The sequence below is a fragment of the Aeromonas sp. CU5 genome (genome assembly GCF_002586745.1).
GTDB lineage: Bacteria > Pseudomonadota > Gammaproteobacteria > Enterobacterales > Aeromonadaceae > Aeromonas > Aeromonas sobria.
In genome coordinates, this window is the sequence record NZ_CP023817.1 from 2,220,381 (window position 1) to 2,237,693 (window position 17,313).

Annotated in this window: 18 protein-coding genes; 13 read left to right on the forward strand and 5 right to left on the reverse strand. The window is 59.2% G+C overall.

The window, feature by feature from the left end; translation table 11 throughout:
- Positions 1–196 precede the first annotated feature (196 nt).
- The 4 genes from CK911_RS09665 to serA all read left to right on the forward strand — a co-directional run bounded on the left by CK911_RS09665 (position 197) and on the right by serA (position 4,515).
- Positions 197–1,531, forward strand: a complete 1,335-nt coding sequence (locus tag CK911_RS09665) for a Na+/H+ antiporter NhaC family protein (protein WP_098969771.1) — start codon at positions 197–199, stop codon at positions 1,529–1,531.
- Between the two features lie 132 nt (positions 1,532–1,663).
- Positions 1,664–2,260 (forward strand): 5-formyltetrahydrofolate cyclo-ligase, encoded by a 597-nt coding sequence (locus tag CK911_RS09670; RefSeq protein WP_098969772.1) that lies wholly within the window; start codon positions 1,664–1,666, stop codon positions 2,258–2,260.
- A 161-nt stretch (positions 2,261–2,421) separates the two neighbouring features.
- Positions 2,422–3,075: a ribose-5-phosphate isomerase RpiA gene (gene rpiA / locus CK911_RS09675; protein WP_098969773.1), complete on the forward strand. Its 654-nt coding sequence runs from the start codon at positions 2,422–2,424 to the stop codon at positions 3,073–3,075.
- Positions 3,076–3,282: 207 nt separating this feature from the next.
- On the forward strand, positions 3,283–4,515 hold the full coding sequence (gene serA / locus CK911_RS09680; RefSeq protein ID WP_098969774.1) for a phosphoglycerate dehydrogenase: 1,233 nt from the start codon (positions 3,283–3,285) through the stop codon (positions 4,513–4,515).
- 179 nt (positions 4,516–4,694) lie between these two features.
- Here the strand turns inward: serA and CK911_RS09685 are convergent, their stop codons facing one another.
- Positions 4,695–5,075, reverse strand: a complete 381-nt coding sequence (locus CK911_RS09685; protein ID WP_098969775.1) for a diacylglycerol kinase — start codon at positions 5,073–5,075, stop codon at positions 4,695–4,697.
- Between the two features lie 144 nt (positions 5,076–5,219).
- On the opposite strand from CK911_RS09685, the gene CK911_RS09690 reads away from it, so the two are divergent.
- The gene (locus tag CK911_RS09690) at positions 5,220–6,284 is read left to right on the forward strand and encodes a 3-deoxy-7-phosphoheptulonate synthase (RefSeq protein WP_098969776.1); all 1,065 of its coding nucleotides are present in this window, start codon (positions 5,220–5,222) and stop codon (positions 6,282–6,284) included.
- The gene (gene aac(6'), locus CK911_RS09695; RefSeq protein WP_253860407.1) at positions 6,285–6,749 is read left to right on the forward strand and encodes an aminoglycoside 6'-N-acetyltransferase; all 465 of its coding nucleotides are present in this window, start codon (positions 6,285–6,287) and stop codon (positions 6,747–6,749) included. It begins immediately after the preceding gene.
- 22 nt (positions 6,750–6,771) lie between these two features.
- Here the strand turns inward: aac(6') and CK911_RS09700 are convergent, their stop codons facing one another.
- The 3 genes from CK911_RS09700 to CK911_RS09710 form a co-directional block, all read right to left on the reverse strand.
- Positions 6,772–7,566 (reverse strand): ATP-binding cassette domain-containing protein, encoded by a 795-nt coding sequence (locus CK911_RS09700; protein ID WP_172954097.1) that lies wholly within the window; start codon positions 7,564–7,566, stop codon positions 6,772–6,774.
- Positions 7,553–8,560: a vitamin B12 ABC transporter permease BtuC gene (btuC, locus tag CK911_RS09705; RefSeq protein WP_098969777.1), complete on the reverse strand. Its 1,008-nt coding sequence runs from the start codon at positions 8,558–8,560 to the stop codon at positions 7,553–7,555. The genes CK911_RS09700 and btuC overlap by 14 nt, the downstream gene beginning before the upstream one ends.
- Before the next feature lie 99 nt (positions 8,561–8,659).
- Positions 8,660–9,391, reverse strand: coding sequence for an ABC transporter substrate-binding protein (locus tag CK911_RS09710; RefSeq protein ID WP_098969778.1), 732 nt, complete (start codon positions 9,389–9,391; stop codon positions 8,660–8,662).
- Between the two features lie 113 nt (positions 9,392–9,504).
- Here CK911_RS09710 and CK911_RS09715 point away from each other — a divergent pair, with 113 nt between their 5' ends.
- Together CK911_RS09715 and tapW are read left to right on the forward strand one after the other, a co-directional pair.
- Positions 9,505–9,861, forward strand: coding sequence for a DMT family protein (locus CK911_RS09715; RefSeq protein WP_005353120.1), 357 nt, complete (start codon positions 9,505–9,507; stop codon positions 9,859–9,861).
- Between the two features lie 58 nt (positions 9,862–9,919).
- Positions 9,920–11,059 carry a type IVa pilus ATPase TapW gene (gene tapW / locus CK911_RS09720; protein WP_042018838.1) on the forward strand — a complete coding sequence of 380 codons (1,140 nt, stop codon included), beginning with the start codon at positions 9,920–9,922 and terminating at the stop codon, positions 11,057–11,059.
- A gap of 92 nt (positions 11,060–11,151) precedes the next feature.
- On the opposite strand, the gene CK911_RS09725 is transcribed toward tapW, so the two are convergent.
- Positions 11,152–11,601: an isoprenylcysteine carboxylmethyltransferase family protein gene (locus tag CK911_RS09725; protein ID WP_098969779.1), complete on the reverse strand. Its 450-nt coding sequence runs from the start codon at positions 11,599–11,601 to the stop codon at positions 11,152–11,154.
- 173 nt (positions 11,602–11,774) lie between these two features.
- Here CK911_RS09725 and alr point away from each other — a divergent pair, with 173 nt between their 5' ends.
- From alr to CK911_RS09750, 5 genes are all read left to right on the forward strand, one after another.
- The gene (gene alr, locus CK911_RS09730; protein ID WP_098969780.1) at positions 11,775–13,001 is read left to right on the forward strand and encodes an alanine racemase; all 1,227 of its coding nucleotides are present in this window, start codon (positions 11,775–11,777) and stop codon (positions 12,999–13,001) included.
- Positions 13,002–13,133: 132 nt separating this feature from the next.
- On the forward strand, positions 13,134–13,403 hold the full coding sequence (locus tag CK911_RS21650; RefSeq protein ID WP_367576401.1) for a transposase DNA-binding-containing protein: 270 nt from the start codon (positions 13,134–13,136) through the stop codon (positions 13,401–13,403).
- 160 nt (positions 13,404–13,563) lie between these two features.
- The gene (locus tag CK911_RS09740) at positions 13,564–13,779 is read left to right on the forward strand and encodes a YdcH family protein (RefSeq protein ID WP_068977520.1); all 216 of its coding nucleotides are present in this window, start codon (positions 13,564–13,566) and stop codon (positions 13,777–13,779) included.
- Between the two features lie 162 nt (positions 13,780–13,941).
- Entirely contained in the window at positions 13,942–15,129 is a 1,188-nt protein-coding gene (locus tag CK911_RS09745) for an extracellular solute-binding protein (protein WP_098969782.1), read from the forward strand.
- Positions 15,126–17,264, forward strand: a complete 2,139-nt coding sequence (locus tag CK911_RS09750; RefSeq protein WP_098969783.1) for a diguanylate cyclase — start codon at positions 15,126–15,128, stop codon at positions 17,262–17,264. The genes CK911_RS09745 and CK911_RS09750 overlap by 4 nt, the downstream gene beginning before the upstream one ends.
- Positions 17,265–17,313 lie beyond the last annotated feature (49 nt).

Below are 17,313 nucleotides of genomic sequence, written 5' to 3' on the forward strand. Positions count from 1 at the left end.
GGATTTAATCAAAGTGACAAAATCACCAGACAAAAACACCCATCCGTCTGGACGTCTACCTTGACCAGAAAGGGGTGAGTCACTACTGTGGCCTCCCAATGCGGCAGGATGCCCGCCCTGTTTTCCCCTTTTTATCTTCGATAACGGCATAAAGCAGCGCATGACAGGAGGTCATTGTTCAATTTCAGAGGAACACATGATCCAGATCCAACCCAGTGCCAGGGCCTTGCTGCCACTCCTGGTTTTTCTCGCACTCTTTATCGGTACCGGTACCTGGCTGACCCTGCAAGGGGTCGAGTTCGCCTTCTATCAGCTGCCCGCTCCCGTGGCGGCCCTGCCTGCCGTGATGCTCGCCCTGCTGCTTGGCAAGGAGGGCTTCAACAGCAATCTGGAGACCTTCTTCAAGGGGGTCGGCCACAGCAACATCATGGCGATGTGCCTTATCTATCTGCTGGCGGGCGCCTTTGCCAGTGTGGCCAAGGCCACCGGCGGCGTTGATGCCACCGTGGCGCTCGGTCTCTCGCTCATCCCCGGCTGGGCGCTGCTACCCGGGTTGTTCCTGATCTCTGCCTTTATTGCCACCGCCATGGGTACCTCCATGGGCACCATAGGTGCCGTGGCGCCGGTTGCCCTTGGCGTGGCACAGGCGGCCGGTATCGATCCGGTGCTGATGGCGGGCACCATTCTCTCCGGCGCCATGTTTGGCGATAACCTCTCCATCATCTCCGATACCACTATTGCGGCCACCCGCAGTCAGGGCTGCGAGATGAAGGACAAGTTTCGCGAGAACTTCAAGATTGCCGCTCCTGCCGCCATCGCGGTGATCCTGCTCTATCTGACCCTGGGGTCAGTGGGTGAAGCCCCTGCCAACGGCAACGCCATCGAGCTGGTCAAGGTAATGCCCTATCTGCTCATTCTGGGGCTGGCGCTCACCGGGGTGAATGTGTTCGTGGTGCTGGGGATCGGCATTCTGGCAGCCGGTACTGTGGGCATGGTCAACGGCTACGCCATCGGTCAGTTCAGCAAGGATATCTATCAGGGCTTTACCGGCATGCAGGAGATCTTCCTGCTCTCCATGCTGATCGGTGGCCTCGGCGCCCTGATGGAACGTCAGGGTGGGCTGGCCTGGATCAGCGAGCGCATCAGCGCCCTGATTGCCCGTTTCACTCGCGAGCACAACGGTGAACAGAACGAGAAAGCGGCTGAGCTCGGCATCGCCGGGGTGGTGAGCCTCACCAACCTCTGCACCGCCAACAACACGGTAGCCATTATCGTCGCCAGCAAGGTGGCCCGGGATCTGGCCGAACACCACGGGGTCACCCCGCGCCGCGCAGCCTCCATGCTCGATATCTTCTCCTGCGTGGTACAGGGTCTGATCCCCTGGGGCGCACAGGCACTGCTGCTGGGCTCCATCTTCGCGATGTCGCCGCTGGCAGTGGTGAGCATGAGCTTCTATCCGATGGCGCTGGCTGTGGCGGCCCTGATTGCCGTGTTCGTGAAGCACCAGATGCGCAGCAAGGCTGACAAGTAACCGATCCGACGCAGGCATGCCATCAACAGGGGCTGCACCGCAGCCCCTGTCACCCCCCTTAACGTCCAGAGTGAATGTGCTAAGGTAGAGCGCGTTCAAGCCATCGATGCGCAGCTATACCAGAGGTTCCCCATGCATGAGTCCCAACCCGAACGTCAATCCCTGCGCCAACTGGTTCGTCAACGCCGCAAAAATCTGAGTCCGGCCGAGCAACAAGAGGCAGCCCAACAGCTGCTGGCCCAGTTCAAGCAGCACCCCGAGATCCTCGCCGCCAAACGCATTGCCCTCTATCTGGCCAATGACGGGGAGATCAACCCCCTGCCCACCATCCACTGGCTGTGGGCCCAGCACAAAGAGGTCTACCTGCCGGTGCTCCACCCCTTTACTCCGGGTCACCTGCTCTTTTTGCACTACACCGCCACCAGCCCCATGGTGCGCAACCGCTACGGCATCGAAGAGCCGGAGCTGGATATCCTGCAGGTTGTGCCCCACAGTACCCTCGACCTGATTTGCACTCCGCTGGTCGCCTTCGATGCTGCAGGCAATCGCCTTGGCATGGGTGGCGGCTACTACGATCGCACGCTGGCATGCTGGCATGAGCACAAGCTGGGCCCCAAGCCCCTGGGCATTGCCCACGACTGCCAGCAAGTGGATGCGGTACCGCAAGAGGAGTGGGACGTGCCGCTACCCCAGATCATCACCCCGAGCCACTGCTGGCGCTTTGAATAGGCTGTTTTTGGCCGGCTGCCCCGGCTTTGTGCGCGCAAACGCAGAATAAACAGGCAAACGATTTACCAAGCACTGCTTTTTGCCCCGGAACGTGAGCAACAAGGTCGCGACGGGGTACAGGGTTGGATATAATGCGCCCGCTTTTTTCTTAAGGAACGATCATGACTCAAGATGAAATGAAGAAGGCGGCCGGTTGGGCTGCGCTCAAGTATGTGGTTCCCGGCACCATCGTCGGGGTGGGCACCGGCTCTACCGTCAACCACTTTATCGACGCGCTGGCGACCATGAAGGACGAGATCAAGGGGGCGGTATCCAGCTCCGTGGCCTCCACCGAGCGCCTCAAGGGCTTCGGCATCACAGTGTATGATCTCAACGACATCGACGCCCTCTCCGTCTATGTGGATGGCGCCGACGAGATCAACGGCACCCGCGACATGATCAAGGGCGGTGGCGCGGCCCTGACCCGCGAGAAGATTGTCGCCGCCGTGGCCGACAAGTTCATCTGCATCATCGACAACACCAAAACCGTTGAGGTGATGGGCCAGTTCCCACTGCCGGTAGAAGTGATCCCGATGGCCCGCGAATACGTGGCTCGCGAGATCCGCAAACTGGGCGGCAACCCGGTCTGGCGTGAAGGTGTGGTCACCGACAACGGCAACATCATCCTGGATGTGAAGGATATGGCCATTACCGATGCCAAAGGGCTGGAAGTACAGCTCAATGCCATCGTTGGTGTGGTCACCAACGGCCTGTTCGCCGCACGCGGCGCAGACGTGGTAGTGATCGGTACCCCGGACGGCGTAGTTATCCAATAATCGCCCATCGACTGAAACACGGCGCCTGATGGCGCCGTTTTTATTTACCCCTCAACAAGTTGCAAACGAATGTTTACAACAATCGTTGATAACTTCAAAGAATTTGACTTTCGTCACAAATATTCCCTCTCCCGAACGTTTTTGCTACTTTACGGTTTTCTTCGCACACCAAATCTGCACTTACGCTTCACACATAGAGGGATCGTCATGACTGCCACGTTTTCGTTGGACAAGGATAAAATCAAGGTGCTGCTGCTGGAGGGGGTTCATCCCAATACCGTAGAGACCCTCCGCGGCGCAGGTTACACCAGTGTGGAGTATCTCAAGACCTCACTCTCTGAGGAGGAGCTGATCGAGCAGGTTCGCGACGTCCATTTCATCGGGCTGCGCTCCCGCACCCAGATCACCGAAAAGGTGCTGGATGCCGCCAACAAGCTGGTCGCCATCGGCTGCTTCTGCATCGGCACCAATCAGGTTGAGCTGGAAGCGGCCCAGATCCGCGGCATTCCGGTCTTCAACGCCCCCTTCTCCAACACCCGTTCGGTGGCCGAGCTGGTACTGGGTGAGATCCTGCTGCTGCTGCGCGGCATCCCCGAGAAGAACGCCAAGTGCCATCGCGGCGTGTGGGAAAAACTGGCCAACCGCTCGGTGGAAGCCCGTGGCAAGAAGCTCGGCATCATCGGCTACGGCCACATCGGTACCCAGCTTGGCATCATCGCCGAGAGCATCGGCATGAAGGTTTATTACTACGACATCGAGAACAAGCTCTCGCTGGGTAACGCCATTCAGGTGCCGAGCCTGGTCGAGCTGCTCAATATGTCCGACGTCATCAGCCTGCACGTACCGGAGACCGCCTCCACCAAAGATATGATCGGCGCTGAACAATTGCGGATGATGAAACCGGGCGCCATCTTGATCAACGCCGCCCGCGGGTCCGTGGTGGATATCGATGCCCTGGCTGACATGATCAAGAGTGGTCATATTTCCGGTGCCGCCATCGACGTCTTCCCCATCGAGCCCAAGTCCAACGACGAGGAGTTCCAAAGCCCGCTGCGTGGGTTGGAGAACGTGATCCTGACCCCACACATTGGTGGTACCACCCATGAAGCGCAGGAGAACATCGGGCTGGAAGTGGCCAACAAGCTGATCAAATACTCCGACAACGGCTCCACCCTCTCCGCCGTCAACTTTCCGGAAGTGTCGCTGCCGGGCCACAAGGGCTCCAGCCGCCTGCTGCACATTCACCGCAACCAGCCGGGGGTGATGAACCAGATCAACCAGATCTTCGCCGAAGAGGGGATCAACATCGCCGGTCAATACCTGCAGACCAGCAGCCATATCGGTTACGTGGTGATCGACGTGGAGACCGAGCACAGCGAGAAGGCGCTGGCCAAGCTCAAGGAGATCAGCGGCACCATCCGCGCCCGCATCCTCCACTGATAAACCCGTTTATCTATGCAGCAAAAAGCCCGTCGTGATGACGGGCTTTTTATGGTACTGAGCTCAACGCACCTCCGCGGCTTTGCTCCTTTTCGCCCTTCGCGGGGCAAGGCTTGGGATCGGGAGAGAGTAGGGTCGATTAGCGAAGCGTAATCGTCCGCAGAGAATAGCCCGACTCTTTACCACCAGCCCAACAGATTGCGGCCAACCAGCGCGCCCCATACCAGCCCATTGAGGGCCAGCGCGATAAACACCGCGGCAGAGCCGAGATCCTTGGCGCGGCCGGAGAGCTCGTGATGCTCAACGCCGATGCGGTCGACCACCGCCTCGATGGCAGAGTTGAGGATCTCGACGATCACCACCAGCCAGCTGATCACAACCAGCAGCAGGATCTGGTTGAGAGAGTCGCCAACCCAGAAGGCCAACGGCATCAGCAACAGGATCAGCATCAGCTCCTGGCGAAACGCCGCCTCGTTGATCCAGGCTGACTTGAGCCCCTTCATGCTGTAACCGGTTGCGTTGATGATGCGGGTGACCCCGGTTGCCCCTGGCTTTGCCACGCTATCTACCTCATTTGGAATCGATTTTGGCCTCACATCCTATCAGAGCCCCCCAAGGTTTCAATCAGGGGACTTTTGCTTTATTTTATCTCTTTGCTTTTTCGCCCCTTGCGGCTGACACCACCCACTCGAGACTTGAGTTGTATGTCCATTCACACAGATGAATTGCGCACCCGTCGCCTGGAGTCACTGATCACTCCGAGCGAGCTCGCACACGCGTTTCCGATCACCGATACCACTGCCCAGAATCTGCTGGATGCCCGTCGCGAAGTGGAAGCTATTCTGGCCGGAGACGATCAGCGCCTGCTGGTCATCGTCGGCCCCTGCTCCATCCACGATCCCGTCGCCGCCCACGAATATGCCCGTCGCCTCAATGCCCTGCGTGAGCAGTATAAAGAGAGCCTCTGCATCGTGATGCGCACCTACTTCGAGAAGCCGCGCACCATCGTCGGCTGGAAAGGGCTGATCAACGATCCCCGCCTCGATGGCAGCTTCGACGTCAACGAAGGGCTGAAACTGGCGCGCAAACTGCTGGTCGACATCAACGAGATCGGCATGCCCACCGCCACCGAATTCCTCGATATGGTGACCGGCCAGTACATTAGCGATCTCATCACCTGGGGCGCCATCGGCGCACGCACCACCGAATCCCAGGTGCACCGTGAAATGGCCTCCGCCCTCTCCTGCCCGGTCGGCTTCAAGAACGGCACCGACGGCAACACCCGCATCGCCATCGATGCGGTGCGCGCCGCCCGGCACAGCCACATCTTCTATTCGCCGGACAAGGACGGCAAGATGACCATCTACCGCACCGCCGGTAACCCCTTTGGTCATGTGATTTTGCGTGGCGGCCACAGGCCCAACTACGACACCGCCAGCGTCGACGAAGCGTGCGAAACGCTGGCTGATGTGGGCCTGCCCGAGCGTCTGGTGGTCGATTTCAGCCACGGCAACAGCATGAAGGATCACCGTCGTCAGCTGCTGGTAGCGCAAGATATCTGCGATCAGCTGCGCCGCGGCCGTACCGGTATCGCCGGTATCATGGCCGAGAGCTTCCTGGTGGAAGGGCGTCAGGATGTGGAGAACGGCTGCGCCGCCACCTTTGGCCAGAGCATCACCGATGCCTGCCTGTCGTGGAACGACACCGAAACCCTGCTGGCGATGCTGGCAGAGGCCGCACAGGTGCGCCTTCACAAGCTGCAGGCCTGAATGCTTATGACGAACGTCGGCTGGCGAATAGTACCTCTCGACGAGACACTGCTGGCGCAGTGGGCAACCCTGCGCCAGCAGCTATGGCCGCACCACGCACTCTCGACCCATCTGCAGGAAGGGGCCGATATGTTGGCCGATGCACATCTCAACGCCTTTCTGGCGCTGGATGAGCAGAGCAAGGCGGTGGGCTTTGCCGATGCAGCCCTGCGCCACGATTACGTGAATGGCTGCAACAGCAGCCCTGTGGTCTATCTGGAAGGAGTCTATGTGCAACCGGCCTCGCGCCAGCGCGGGTTGGCCCAAGCCTTGATCGCTCAGGTGGCGCAGTGGGGCCGCGAGCTGGGTTGCCGCGAACTGGCCTCCGATGCCGCCATCGACAATCTTGCCTCGCAGCAGATGCACCAGCGACTCGGCTTTGCCGAAACGGAGCGAGTCGTATTCTTCAAAAAGGCCCTCGGCTGACGCCAAGGGCCTTTCTTGTTTCTCACAGGCTCGGCATAAACCAGACCCGACCCGCCGCTTCGATGCGGTCGGTGCGGATCTGGAACACCTGCGCCAGCAGCGCCTCATCCACCAGCTCGACGCCCCCTTCACGCACCACAGTCCCCCCTTGCAGGCAGAGAATGCGGTCGGCCCAGTCGATGGCCAGATTGATATCGTGGATGGCAAGCACCACCAGCAATCCCTGCCCGGCCAGCTTTTTCAGCAAACGCAACAGCGCTAGCTGGTGATGCAGGTCGAGCCCCGCCAGCGGCTCATCCAGCAGCAGCACCTTGCCGGTCGGATTGAGGCTCGGCCACACCTGCAACAGGGTGCGAGCAATCAGCACCCGCTGCTGCTCGCCCCCCGACAATCGGCTGAAATCCCGGGCCAGCAAAACCTCCAGCTCCAGCGCCTCGCACAGCGCCCTGATCGCCTCGTTCTGTCTGGTAGGCGCCACCCCTTGATCAAGACCCAGGCTCAGTACCTGAAACACCGGAATATGAAACAGCTGGGGCTGGCGCTGGGGTAGCATGGCGCGCCGTTTAGCCAGCTCTGGCCAGCTCAGGTCAGTGAGCACTTCCCCCCCCAGCAGCACTGTGCCCTCGGCGGGCAAAATCCCCGCCAGCGCGCCGAGCAGGGTCGACTTGCCACTGCCATTGGGGCCGAGCAGTGCCACCAGCTGGCCGCCATGCCAGCGGATATCGAGGGGGGAGAGCCGCCCTGCAATGGCGAGCGCGCGCGCCTCCAGCAACGGCACAGTTGCACGAGCAACAGAGATGGGATCAGCGGGCGACATCGGCATCTTGCCTCAATAGCAGATAGATAAAGAGCGGCGCACCCACCGAGGCGGTAATGACCCCGATGGGCAGCTCACCGGCACTGAGTGCCGAGCGCGCTAACAGATCGGCCGCCAGCAGCAGGGCCCCGCCCCCCAACGCCGAGGCAGGCAGCAGGAAGCGCTGATCGCTGCCGCCACAGAGCCGCAGCAGATGGGGCACCACCAGCCCGACAAAACCGATGACGCCGCACAGAGAGACTGCCACACCAGTCAGCAGGCAGACCGCCAGCACCAACCGCACCCGCATCCTGTCCACATCCATTCCCATCAGGCGGGCCTGGGTCTCCCCCAACAGCAGCTGTTGCAGCGCCTTGCCCTGCCAGCAGAGCCAAATCAGGGTGAGCGGCAACACCAGCCACCACAAGCCGAACTGCTGACTGCCGTAAGAGAGGCTGCCCATCATCCAGAACATGAATTCACGCAAGGAGCCATCGTCGGCAAAATACATCAACCAGGTCATGGCAGCATTGGTGAGAATGCCGATGGCCACCCCAAACAGCAGCAAGCGGGCATGGCCGAGACGGGCGCGGCGAGCCAGCCGGATCAGCACCATGGTCACCAGCAGGGCGCCACCGAAGGCCGCCAGCGACAGCCCCCAGCCGGGCAGATAGAGGCCGAGGGATTTGGCTACCGCCATCGCCACCATGGCGGCCAGCCCCGCCCCGCTCGAGACGCCAAGCAGCCCAGGCTCCGCCACCGGGTTGTGCAGCATCACCTGCAACACGGCGCCACCACAGGCGAGCGCCGCGCCAGCCAAGAGAGCCAGCAAGGCCCGCGGCAGGCGCAACTCCAGCAATATACGCTGTTCGAGATCGCCAAGGGGCTGCCAGGGCAGCAGCACAAACTCGCCCCAGACGAGGGAGAAGAGAAACAGCAACAGGGTCAGCAACGTCAGGCCACAGAGCCAGCGCCGCTGCCAGCGCTGCTGGCGGGCGATAAGGGAGAGGTACAAGGATGATCCCCGACAATAACAAGGCTTCATCCCCGGCCCTGTCGCAGCGCCGAGGGGAAGCAGGAAAAGGGCATGATAACAGTGGCTTGCCACCCAAGGTCAAGGTTGGTAACGCTTGGCCATCACGCTTATCTCGCCGCTGGCCACCAGATTTTGCAGCGCCACCAGCAAGGGCTGGCGCAGCGACTGGTGAGGTGAGTGCTTGCTCATCCCCAGATAGAGGGTCACCGGCGTGGCGGGTCGGTAGTCCGCCTTGCCTATCCGGTTGGTATTTCCCTGACTCAGGGCATAGTCCACCTGACAGTCGGTGCCGATCATCAGCGGCAAGTGACCCCGCTGCACCATGCGCAGCAGTTGATCTTCGGTGGGTACCCCGTGTTTGTCTAGACGACCGTCAGAGTTGAAGGGCTCAAAGTAGACGGAGTTAAGCACATAGCCCACCTTCACCCCCTGCAGATCGCGGTATTGGTGGATCCGGGCCACATTGACCGGCTGACCATAAAACGCCGGCCAGCACTGGTAGTAGGCAGGTTGCAGATAGTCGATGAACTGCGCCCGCTCGGCGGTATAGGCGAGCCCAATCATCAGATCGACCTGACCGGTCTGCATCTGCTTGAGCGCCCTGCCCCACGGCATCCGCCGTACCTGCAACTCAATGCCGCTCACCTGTTGCAACCGTCGCAAGATATCCATATCAAGCCCCTGCAACCGGCCATCCGCTTGCAGGATGCGAAATGGCGGCCAGAGATCGGTGGCCACCGTCAGCGTCGGGGTCGCACGCGCCGGCATGGCAAATAACAGTAACAACACTATCCCGCATAACTTGCCCATCCCGTCGCATACCTCGCACGGCTTGATCCTGTTGGTTAAAAATACCCTCCCGCACCACGTATGAAAACCCGTGGTTCAGGGATAAAATGCGCCGGATTTTCAAGGAGAACCCTATGAACCCGATTTTCGCCAGTATCGGTCTGCTGCTGTGCAGCAACGTTTTTATGACCTTCGCCTGGTACGCTCACCTCAAGAGCATGAACCATAAACCCTGGATCATTGCCGCGCTGGTGAGCTGGGGTATCGCCCTGTTCGAATATCTGTTACAAGTGCCCGCCAACCGCATCGGCCACACAGTGATGAGCGTGGGCCAGCTGAAAATCCTGCAAGAGGTGATCACCCTCACCGTATTCGTTCCCTTCTCTATCTTCTATCTCAAAGAAGATCTGAAATGGGATTACCTCTGGGCAGGGCTCTGCATTCTCGGTGCAGTCTTTTTTGTCTTTCGCGAGAAACTGACCGGTGCCTGAGGCTGTACACTCAATATCATCCCGCTTATGGCATCTCCTTGATAGACGAGGCAAAACAATGGAATTGCGAGACATGCTACAGATCCTGGCCCAGCAAGATGGCTCGGACCTTTATCTCTCAACCGGAGCCCCTCCCTGCGCCAAATTCCACGGCGGCATGCGGCCTCTGAACGACACGCCACTGGCGCCCGGCGACGTGGCCAGGATCGCCGCCGAGATCATGGATGGCGAGCAGAAACAGCAGTTCGAGAAGGAGCTGGAGATGAACCTTGCCATCTCCCTCCCCCAGATCGGCCGTTTCCGGATCAACATCTTCAAGCAACGTAACGAAGTCTCCCTGGTGGCCCGTAATATCAAGACCGAGATCCCCCGCTTTGAAGACCTGAAACTGCCGCCCGTGCTGCTCGACACCATCATGGAGAAGCGGGGTCTGGTACTGTTTGTCGGCGGTACCGGCTCGGGCAAGTCCACCTCGCTGGCCGCCCTTATCGATCACCGCAACCGCAACAGCGGCGGCCACATCATCACCATCGAAGATCCGGTGGAGTTCGTTCATCGCCACCGCAAGAGCATAATCAATCAGCGGGAAGTTGGCGTGGATACCCGCAGCTTCCACGCCGCCCTGAAAAACACCCTGCGTCAGGCGCCGGACGTCATCCTTATCGGCGAGATCCGCGATCGCGAGACCATGGAACATGCGCTGGCCTTCTCCGAAACCGGCCACCTTGCCATCTCCACCCTGCACGCCAACAACGCCAACCAGGCGCTGGATCGCATCATCAACTTCTTCCCCGAGGAGCGCCGCCCGCAACTGCTCAACGATCTGGGCAACAACCTCAAGGCCTTTGTCTCCCAGCGGCTGGTGAAAACCACCGATGGCGGCCGCCGGGCAGCGGTGGAGATCATGCTGGGCACCCACACCATCCGCGACATGATCAAGCGCGGCGAATTTGGCAGCCTCAAAGAGGTGATGGAAAAATCCAAGGCCCTCGGCATGGTCACCTTCGACAGCGCCCTGTTCGATCTGGTGGTTGAAGGGGTGATTGAGGAGGAAGAAGCAGTTAAGAACGCTGATTCGGCCAACAACCTGCGCCTCAAGATCAAGCTGTGGAAAGAGAAGGGGCAGATTGCCAGCAGCAGCGATGCCACCGGCTGGAGCCTCGAACCCACCAAAGACGAGAAAAACGATCACTTCTAGTGCCAGCCTGCCCCCCGAGCCTTAATCGGCTCGGGGGGCTACCGCTTTTCTCGAGACACACGCCTACCGATCAACTGCAGCTCAACTACCGATCAACACCAGCGGCGAACACGCAGGCAGTAGCGAGCATACTCGTCGCCAAAGCGGGCGCGCAGCAACCGCTCCTCCGGCATGATCTGAAAACGAGTCAACCAAACCACCAGCATGATCGGCCCCAACCAGACCCATACTCCACCGAGATAACAGCCCCAGGCGGCCAACCAGCAGAGCAGCCCCAGATACATGGGATTACGGCTGAGGCGATAGACACCGCAGGTCACCAGATGGCTGGTGTGCTGGGGCTTGGTGGGGCTGACCGTTGTCTGGTGGTGGCGAAACCGTTGCAGGGCACCAAAGCCCATGATGGCTCCTGCCACAAAAAGCGCGGCCATCAGTACCATGACCCATACTCCGGGTTGCCCCTCTCCCCCTAGACACCACATGGTTCCTGCACAGAGCAGGAAGATCAGTGGTGGTGGCAAACGTAACTCAAGATTGACCATTTTCTTCCCCTGACGAGTGTCGGCTGATGCCTTGTTGCGGTAGACTCGCAATCGGTCAGCGCCTGTTTAAAGTGACAAAGATCATAATAATAACAACAGGTTGTGGTGAAACCACAGCCAATATTGACGCTCTCATCCACACTATCCAACGCGAACAACAAAAAGGAATCACCATGCATAAGAAAACGCTATTGGCTACCCTGATCTTCGGCCTGCTCGCGGGCCAAGCCATTGCGGCTCCCTACCTGCCCATTGCGACAGATCATCGCAACGGTCAGGAGCAGACCGCCAGCAACGCCTGGTTAGAAGTGGATCTGGGTGCCTTTGAACACAATATCCAGACCCTCAAGGATCGCCTCGGCGACAAGGGCCCGCAGATCTGCGCCATCATGAAGGCCGACGCCTATGGTCATGGCATCGACCTGCTGGTCCCCTCCGTGGTCAAAGCCAATATCCCCTGCATCGGCATCGCCAGCAACGAAGAGGCGCGCGTCGCCCGCGAGAAGGGCTTTACCGGTCGTCTGATGCGGGTGCGTGCCGCCACCCCGGCCGAAGTGGAACAGGCCTTGCCCTACAAAATGGAAGAGCTGATCGGCAGTCTGGTGAGTGCCCAGGGCATCGCCGACATCGCCCAGCGCCACCACACCACTATTCCGGTGCATGTCGCGCTCAACTCCGCCGGTATGAGCCGCAACGGTATCGACCTGCGTCTGGCCGATGCCAAGCAGGATGCGCTGGCCATGCTCAAGCTCAAGGGGATCACCCCGGTCGGCATCATGACCCACTTCCCGGTGGAGGAGAAAGAGGACGTCAAGATGGGGCTGGCCCAGTTCAAACTGGACTCCCAGTGGTTGCTGGAAGCGGGCAAGCTGGATCGCAGCAAGATCACCATCCATGCCGCCAACTCCTTCGCCACCCTGGCCGTGCCGGACGCCTACTTCGACATGGTGCGCCCGGGCGGCCTGCTCTACGGCGACTCCATCCCCTCCTACACCGAATACAAGCGGGTGATGGCATTCAAGACCCAGGTCGCCTCGGTCAACCACTATGCGGCGGGCAACACCGTCGGCTATGACCGCACCTTTACCCTCAAGCGTGACTCCTGGCTCGCCAACCTGCCGCTGGGTTACTCCGATGGCTATCGCCGTGCGCTGAGCAACAAAGCTTATGTTCTGATCCAGGGTCAGAAGATGCCGGTGGTCGGAAAGACCTCCATGAACACCATCATGGTGGATGTGACCGATCTCAAAGGGGTGAAACCCGGCGATGAGGTGGTGCTGTTTGGTCGTCAGGGTGAGGCCGAGGTGAAACAGGCGGATCTGGAGGAGTACAACGGCGCCCTGCTGGCGGATATGTACACCATCTGGGGCTACACCAACCCCAAGAAGATCAAACGCTGATAACGCGACATGAATAAGGGCTCCCGCGGGCCTGTCTCTTATACAAAAATCCCCGAGCATCGCTTGGGGATTTTTTTGAACTGTGTTCCCTTCCGTGATCTGAACCTGTCAGCGCCCCATCAAGGTTCTAACATGCCCCTCACTCAACCTGCTCAATGGCCTCAGGCCCAGTTTGACCACGCCAACTTCAACGACCCCAGACACACCAGAAGGAAGGTCCCGTTCGCCACCGCCCTTGCTCACCAACCAGAGCCGCAGTCTCGCCCTGCTGGCGCACTCTCTTGGGCATCCATAGATGTGATCAAGAGACAGCCAACGGGCCCTTTTGTTGATCATGCGCCCTCACGCCGGAGCATCCCCTGTGGTGACTTGCCGCACAGTTTGGCTCGCCTTTCAGATTGATAAATCGCTTATCTTGTTTTGATTCAACAGGTTAAAAAAATCCTCCCAAATACTTCAAATGATTACCCCTAAATCCGATCGTGATCACATTTATCCCGGTCACTAAGGGGTAGCTTGGTGTTACAGGCACAGACAAGCGTAACCAAGGAGGTTCCATTACATGTTCCCGGAGTACAGAGATCTCATCTCTAAACTGAAGAGCAGTGATGTCCATTTCCAGAAAAAGTTTGACTTGCATAACGACCTGGATGAGGAGATTAAGAAACTGGAAAAGCACCACGCCAGCGACTTTAGCTCTGAGGTGAAGGATCTGAAAAAACAGAAACTTAAACTGAAAGAGGAGATATACGACATCCTCAAACAACATCCACACTAGATGCCTCGAAGATTACCCGGATAAGCAATTTATCCCCCAGCCCGGCTCAAGAGCCGGGCTTTTTGTTATTCCTGTCAATTAGTTGACCCACAGCGCTATCGACAGCGTCCGTTGTTTGTTACATTTTTGCCTTGGGATGCAATCAATAAGGGCGATGATAGCATGCGTAAAAAACGGCCATTTTATCATCTGTTGCTGCTTTGCCTGCTCTCTTGCTGCCACTCTCTGCGAGCCCAGCAGCTGGAGTTATGGCATTCCCAGCAGGCCGGTTATGTCATTGATCAGGTGATAGCCCGCTTCAATCAGGAGAGCGGCCACCAGGTCCGGGCACTCCAGTTCGAGCCCGACAAGATCAAGGCAGATATTCTGCTGGCGGCCCAGGCCAAAGGGTTGCCCGACCTGATGCTGGTTCCTTCCGATTTTATCGGCCTCTATCAGCAGATGCGGCTATCGCCCATCCCTGATGAGTGGTTCTCATCCGAACTGATGAGCAATGCTCTGCACTATGTCACTCTCGATGCCCGGCGCTGGGGTATGCCCATGATGCAGGGCAACCATCTGATGCTGTTTTACAACAAGGCGCTGGTATCAGCCCCAGTGACCCGGTGGCAGCAACTGGCCGCCATCACACCGGCTCTCAAGGCCAAAGGGGTCTACCCCGTCAGTTGGCCATATAACGACATGTACTATTTCGCCGCATTTTTACACACCTTTGGTGGTACACCGGTCAGCAAGGGGCGCATCACCCTCGATACCCCGGCCATGGTGCAAGCGCTGGAGGCCTACCGCACGGTTGCCAGCGAGCAATGGATCGACCCCGACTGCGACTATGACACCGCCCTCACCCGTTTTAATGAAGGTAAGAGCGCCTACCTCATCAACGGGGACTGGGCCTTCAATGACCTGGTGAAAAACATGGGGGATCAGCTGGGAGTTGCCCTGCTGCCAAACTGGCAAACCCGTCCCATGTACTCCATGAGTGGTGCTTATGTGATAACCGCCTCCCGCAAAGCGATGGAGGAGAAGGATCGACGGGATGCCATCCAGGCACTGCTGACCTTTATCCAGCGCCAGGATATCCAGCAGTTCATCTATCAACAGGGGGCACTGCTACCGGTCAATCAGCAGGCCTTTACCACCATTAGCCGCCACCCAACCCCGCTGGCAAAAGTGCTGCTGGAACAGTTCACTGTCACCATTCCCATGCCCTCTGACAGCGCCATGTCTATTGCCTGGCAGGCGATGGACAAGGGATTCGAGCGTTTCAAGGAGGGGCTCGGCGCCCCCGAAACTGCTCGCTATATGCAACAACTGGCAGATCAACAATATCGGCAGGTCACGTCACCATGAATCGCCGCACCTTTCGTCTGGGCCCAGCCCTCATCATCATCCTGTTTACCGTTGCGTTGCTACCCGCCCTGCTGGCCAGCACGGTACTGCTGATCCGCCAGCACCAGATCATCGCCCAGAGCGAACAGTCACAACTGGAGCGTGCCCTCACCAGCATGACCCGCGAGGCGCGCTTTCGCAGCGAGCTGACCGGCACCCAGATCAACCAGCTCAGCCAGGATCGGGTGCTCCATCAGGCCCTCGACAACTTCCTCTTCTCCAGCCATGCCCGGCTGGCTTTGGCCACCTTCATCAAGTCCAACAGCCTGCTGACCTCGGCCTATCTGATCAATGACCAGGGACAGGTGGTGGAGTACATCCATGGTCAGGCATCTCACCTCGAAGCGAGCAACCTGATGCCGCAGCTGATGGCCTGGAGCAAGACCCGCGAGGCCAAACAGGGCAAGCATCTGCTGCTGCCCGTTGATGATCCCGTGCTGGTCGGCAACATGGAGCAGGAGCACAGCGGTGGGCTGGCGCTGGTGGCCCCCATCTATCGCAACCACCAGCGCGCTGGCGTAATGCAGACCCCCTCTGGCTTCGTGATGGCTATCCTCCCCTGGCGACAGATGGCCCACCTGCTGGAGCCCTATCTCAAAGGAAGCGAGTATCTGGTGATTTCGCAGGGAGCGTCTCGTCTCTACCAAGGCATCCACCATGGTGACAAGGCGGTGGATGACCGGGCACCAAGCCAGATGGCGCAGCCCCTGATCATCAGCTGGCCCCAGCTGGAGAAGGATCTCACCCCCACCATCACCCTTTACAGCTATAACGCCGACAGGGTCAGCGAACTCAACAAATCCCAACAACTGCTGACCGGCAGTATCGCCGTCATGTTGTTACTGGTGGTCATCAGCTGTGTCTGGCTCACTCGCTGGTTGACCAGACCACTGCGCTCGCTGGCTGAGCTGGTACGTAGTTATGGCAAGGGCAACTATCAGCAACGGCAGGCGCCGCTGCGCTTTGTCGAGTATGACGAGGTGCGACAACTGCTGCAGGAGATGGCCTACACCATCTCGGCTCAGGTGCGCGCACTCTATCAGCAGAACCAACAGCTGCAGCTCGCCAATAGCGAGAAGGAGACCTTCAACCAGCGACTGGTCGGATTCAACGACGAGCTGGAGCAAGAGGTCGCCGCGCAGACCACAGCGCTGCGCTTGGCCCTGAGCCGGGAAGCGCGTAGCCGCCATATCCTGCAATCCTGGCTGCAGTTTGGCCTGCACCAGCAGCTGGATTTGGATATCGCCGAGCTGGCCAGCTCAGCCCTGCTGCAGATCTCCGAGCTCTATCCCGGGCATAGCTGGGGACTGGTGATCCGCCAAGACGGGCAAGAGTGCTACGCCCTGACCCAGGGGGTTGATATCGCCATGCGCGGAATATTTCAGGAAAAACTGGCCCAGCTGATGGATGAGGATGCCAAATATTCCGAATGTTTGTGGCAGCAGGAGCGTTGGAAGATCATGACCCTGCCTGGCAGTCAGAGCGGTGTCAGATTCGGCTATCTGATGGTCAGTGCAGAGGGACTGGAAACCGAAGACAGAGCTATCCTGCGGCTATTTGTCAAACAGCTGGCGGTGGGCATAGAGGGACGCCTCTTCACCGATGAACTGGCGCGGGTCGCTCGCACCGACAACCTCACCGGGCTGCCCAACCGGCAAGCATTCGAAGAGACATTTCAGCACTATCAGGCGGTGCTGGCACGCCATCCCGAGCGCCATCTCGCCCTCTTTATGCTCGATCTCAACGGCCTCAAGCGTACCAATGATCAATATGGTCACGAAGCCGGCGATGCCCTGTTGAATCATATGGCTCAACAGCTGCGTACCCTCTGCCGTCAGGATGAGCAGATCTTCCGGATCGGCGGCGATGAGTTCGTGTTGCTGGCGGAGGCAGATCATCTCGCCTGTCAGCAGTTGGCTGCCAGACTGGAGGCGAGCCAGCAGAGCACCACTGTACAGCATGGTGAGCACCGCTTTCCGCTGCGCTTTGCCATCGGCTGGAGCAGCAGCGACCAGACCCCGTTGACCGAACTCAGCAGGGTGGCAGACGAAGCCATGTATGCCGATAAAGCACGCTTCTACCACGGCCAGCCGTGACGAGCACCGGCACTGTGGTTGGCGAGCCTTTCGCCAACGCCCTGATTAC

What these genes read in the sequence shown, in the direction of transcription:
- CK911_RS09745 (WP_098969782.1), top strand. Translation starts at nt 13,942, where the DNA reads ATGCGTAAAAAACGGCCATTTTATCATCTGTTGCTGCTTTGCCTGCTC.
- CK911_RS09725 (WP_098969779.1), bottom strand. Translation starts at nt 11,601, where the DNA reads ATGGTCAATCTTGAGTTACGTTTGCCACCACCACTGATCTTCCTGCTC.
- CK911_RS09670 (WP_098969772.1), top strand. Translation starts at nt 1,664, where the DNA reads ATGCATGAGTCCCAACCCGAACGTCAATCCCTGCGCCAACTGGTTCGT.
- tapW (WP_042018838.1), top strand. Translation starts at nt 9,920, where the DNA reads ATGGAATTGCGAGACATGCTACAGATCCTGGCCCAGCAAGATGGCTCG.
- CK911_RS09700 (WP_172954097.1), bottom strand. Translation starts at nt 7,566, where the DNA reads ATGTCGCCCGCTGATCCCATCTCTGTTGCTCGTGCAACTGTGCCGTTG.
- CK911_RS09715 (WP_005353120.1), top strand. Translation starts at nt 9,505, where the DNA reads ATGAACCCGATTTTCGCCAGTATCGGTCTGCTGCTGTGCAGCAACGTT.
- CK911_RS09740 (WP_068977520.1), top strand. Translation starts at nt 13,564, where the DNA reads ATGTTCCCGGAGTACAGAGATCTCATCTCTAAACTGAAGAGCAGTGAT.
- alr (WP_098969780.1), top strand. Translation starts at nt 11,775, where the DNA reads ATGCATAAGAAAACGCTATTGGCTACCCTGATCTTCGGCCTGCTCGCG.
- CK911_RS09750 (WP_098969783.1), top strand. Translation starts at nt 15,126, where the DNA reads ATGAATCGCCGCACCTTTCGTCTGGGCCCAGCCCTCATCATCATCCTG.
- rpiA (WP_098969773.1), top strand. Translation starts at nt 2,422, where the DNA reads ATGACTCAAGATGAAATGAAGAAGGCGGCCGGTTGGGCTGCGCTCAAG.
- CK911_RS09665 (WP_098969771.1), top strand. Translation starts at nt 197, where the DNA reads ATGATCCAGATCCAACCCAGTGCCAGGGCCTTGCTGCCACTCCTGGTT.
- serA (WP_098969774.1), top strand. Translation starts at nt 3,283, where the DNA reads ATGACTGCCACGTTTTCGTTGGACAAGGATAAAATCAAGGTGCTGCTG.
- CK911_RS21650 (WP_367576401.1), top strand. Translation starts at nt 13,134, where the DNA reads ATGCCCCTCACTCAACCTGCTCAATGGCCTCAGGCCCAGTTTGACCAC.
- CK911_RS09710 (WP_098969778.1), bottom strand. Translation starts at nt 9,391, where the DNA reads ATGGGCAAGTTATGCGGGATAGTGTTGTTACTGTTATTTGCCATGCCG.
- CK911_RS09690 (WP_098969776.1), top strand. Translation starts at nt 5,220, where the DNA reads ATGTCCATTCACACAGATGAATTGCGCACCCGTCGCCTGGAGTCACTG.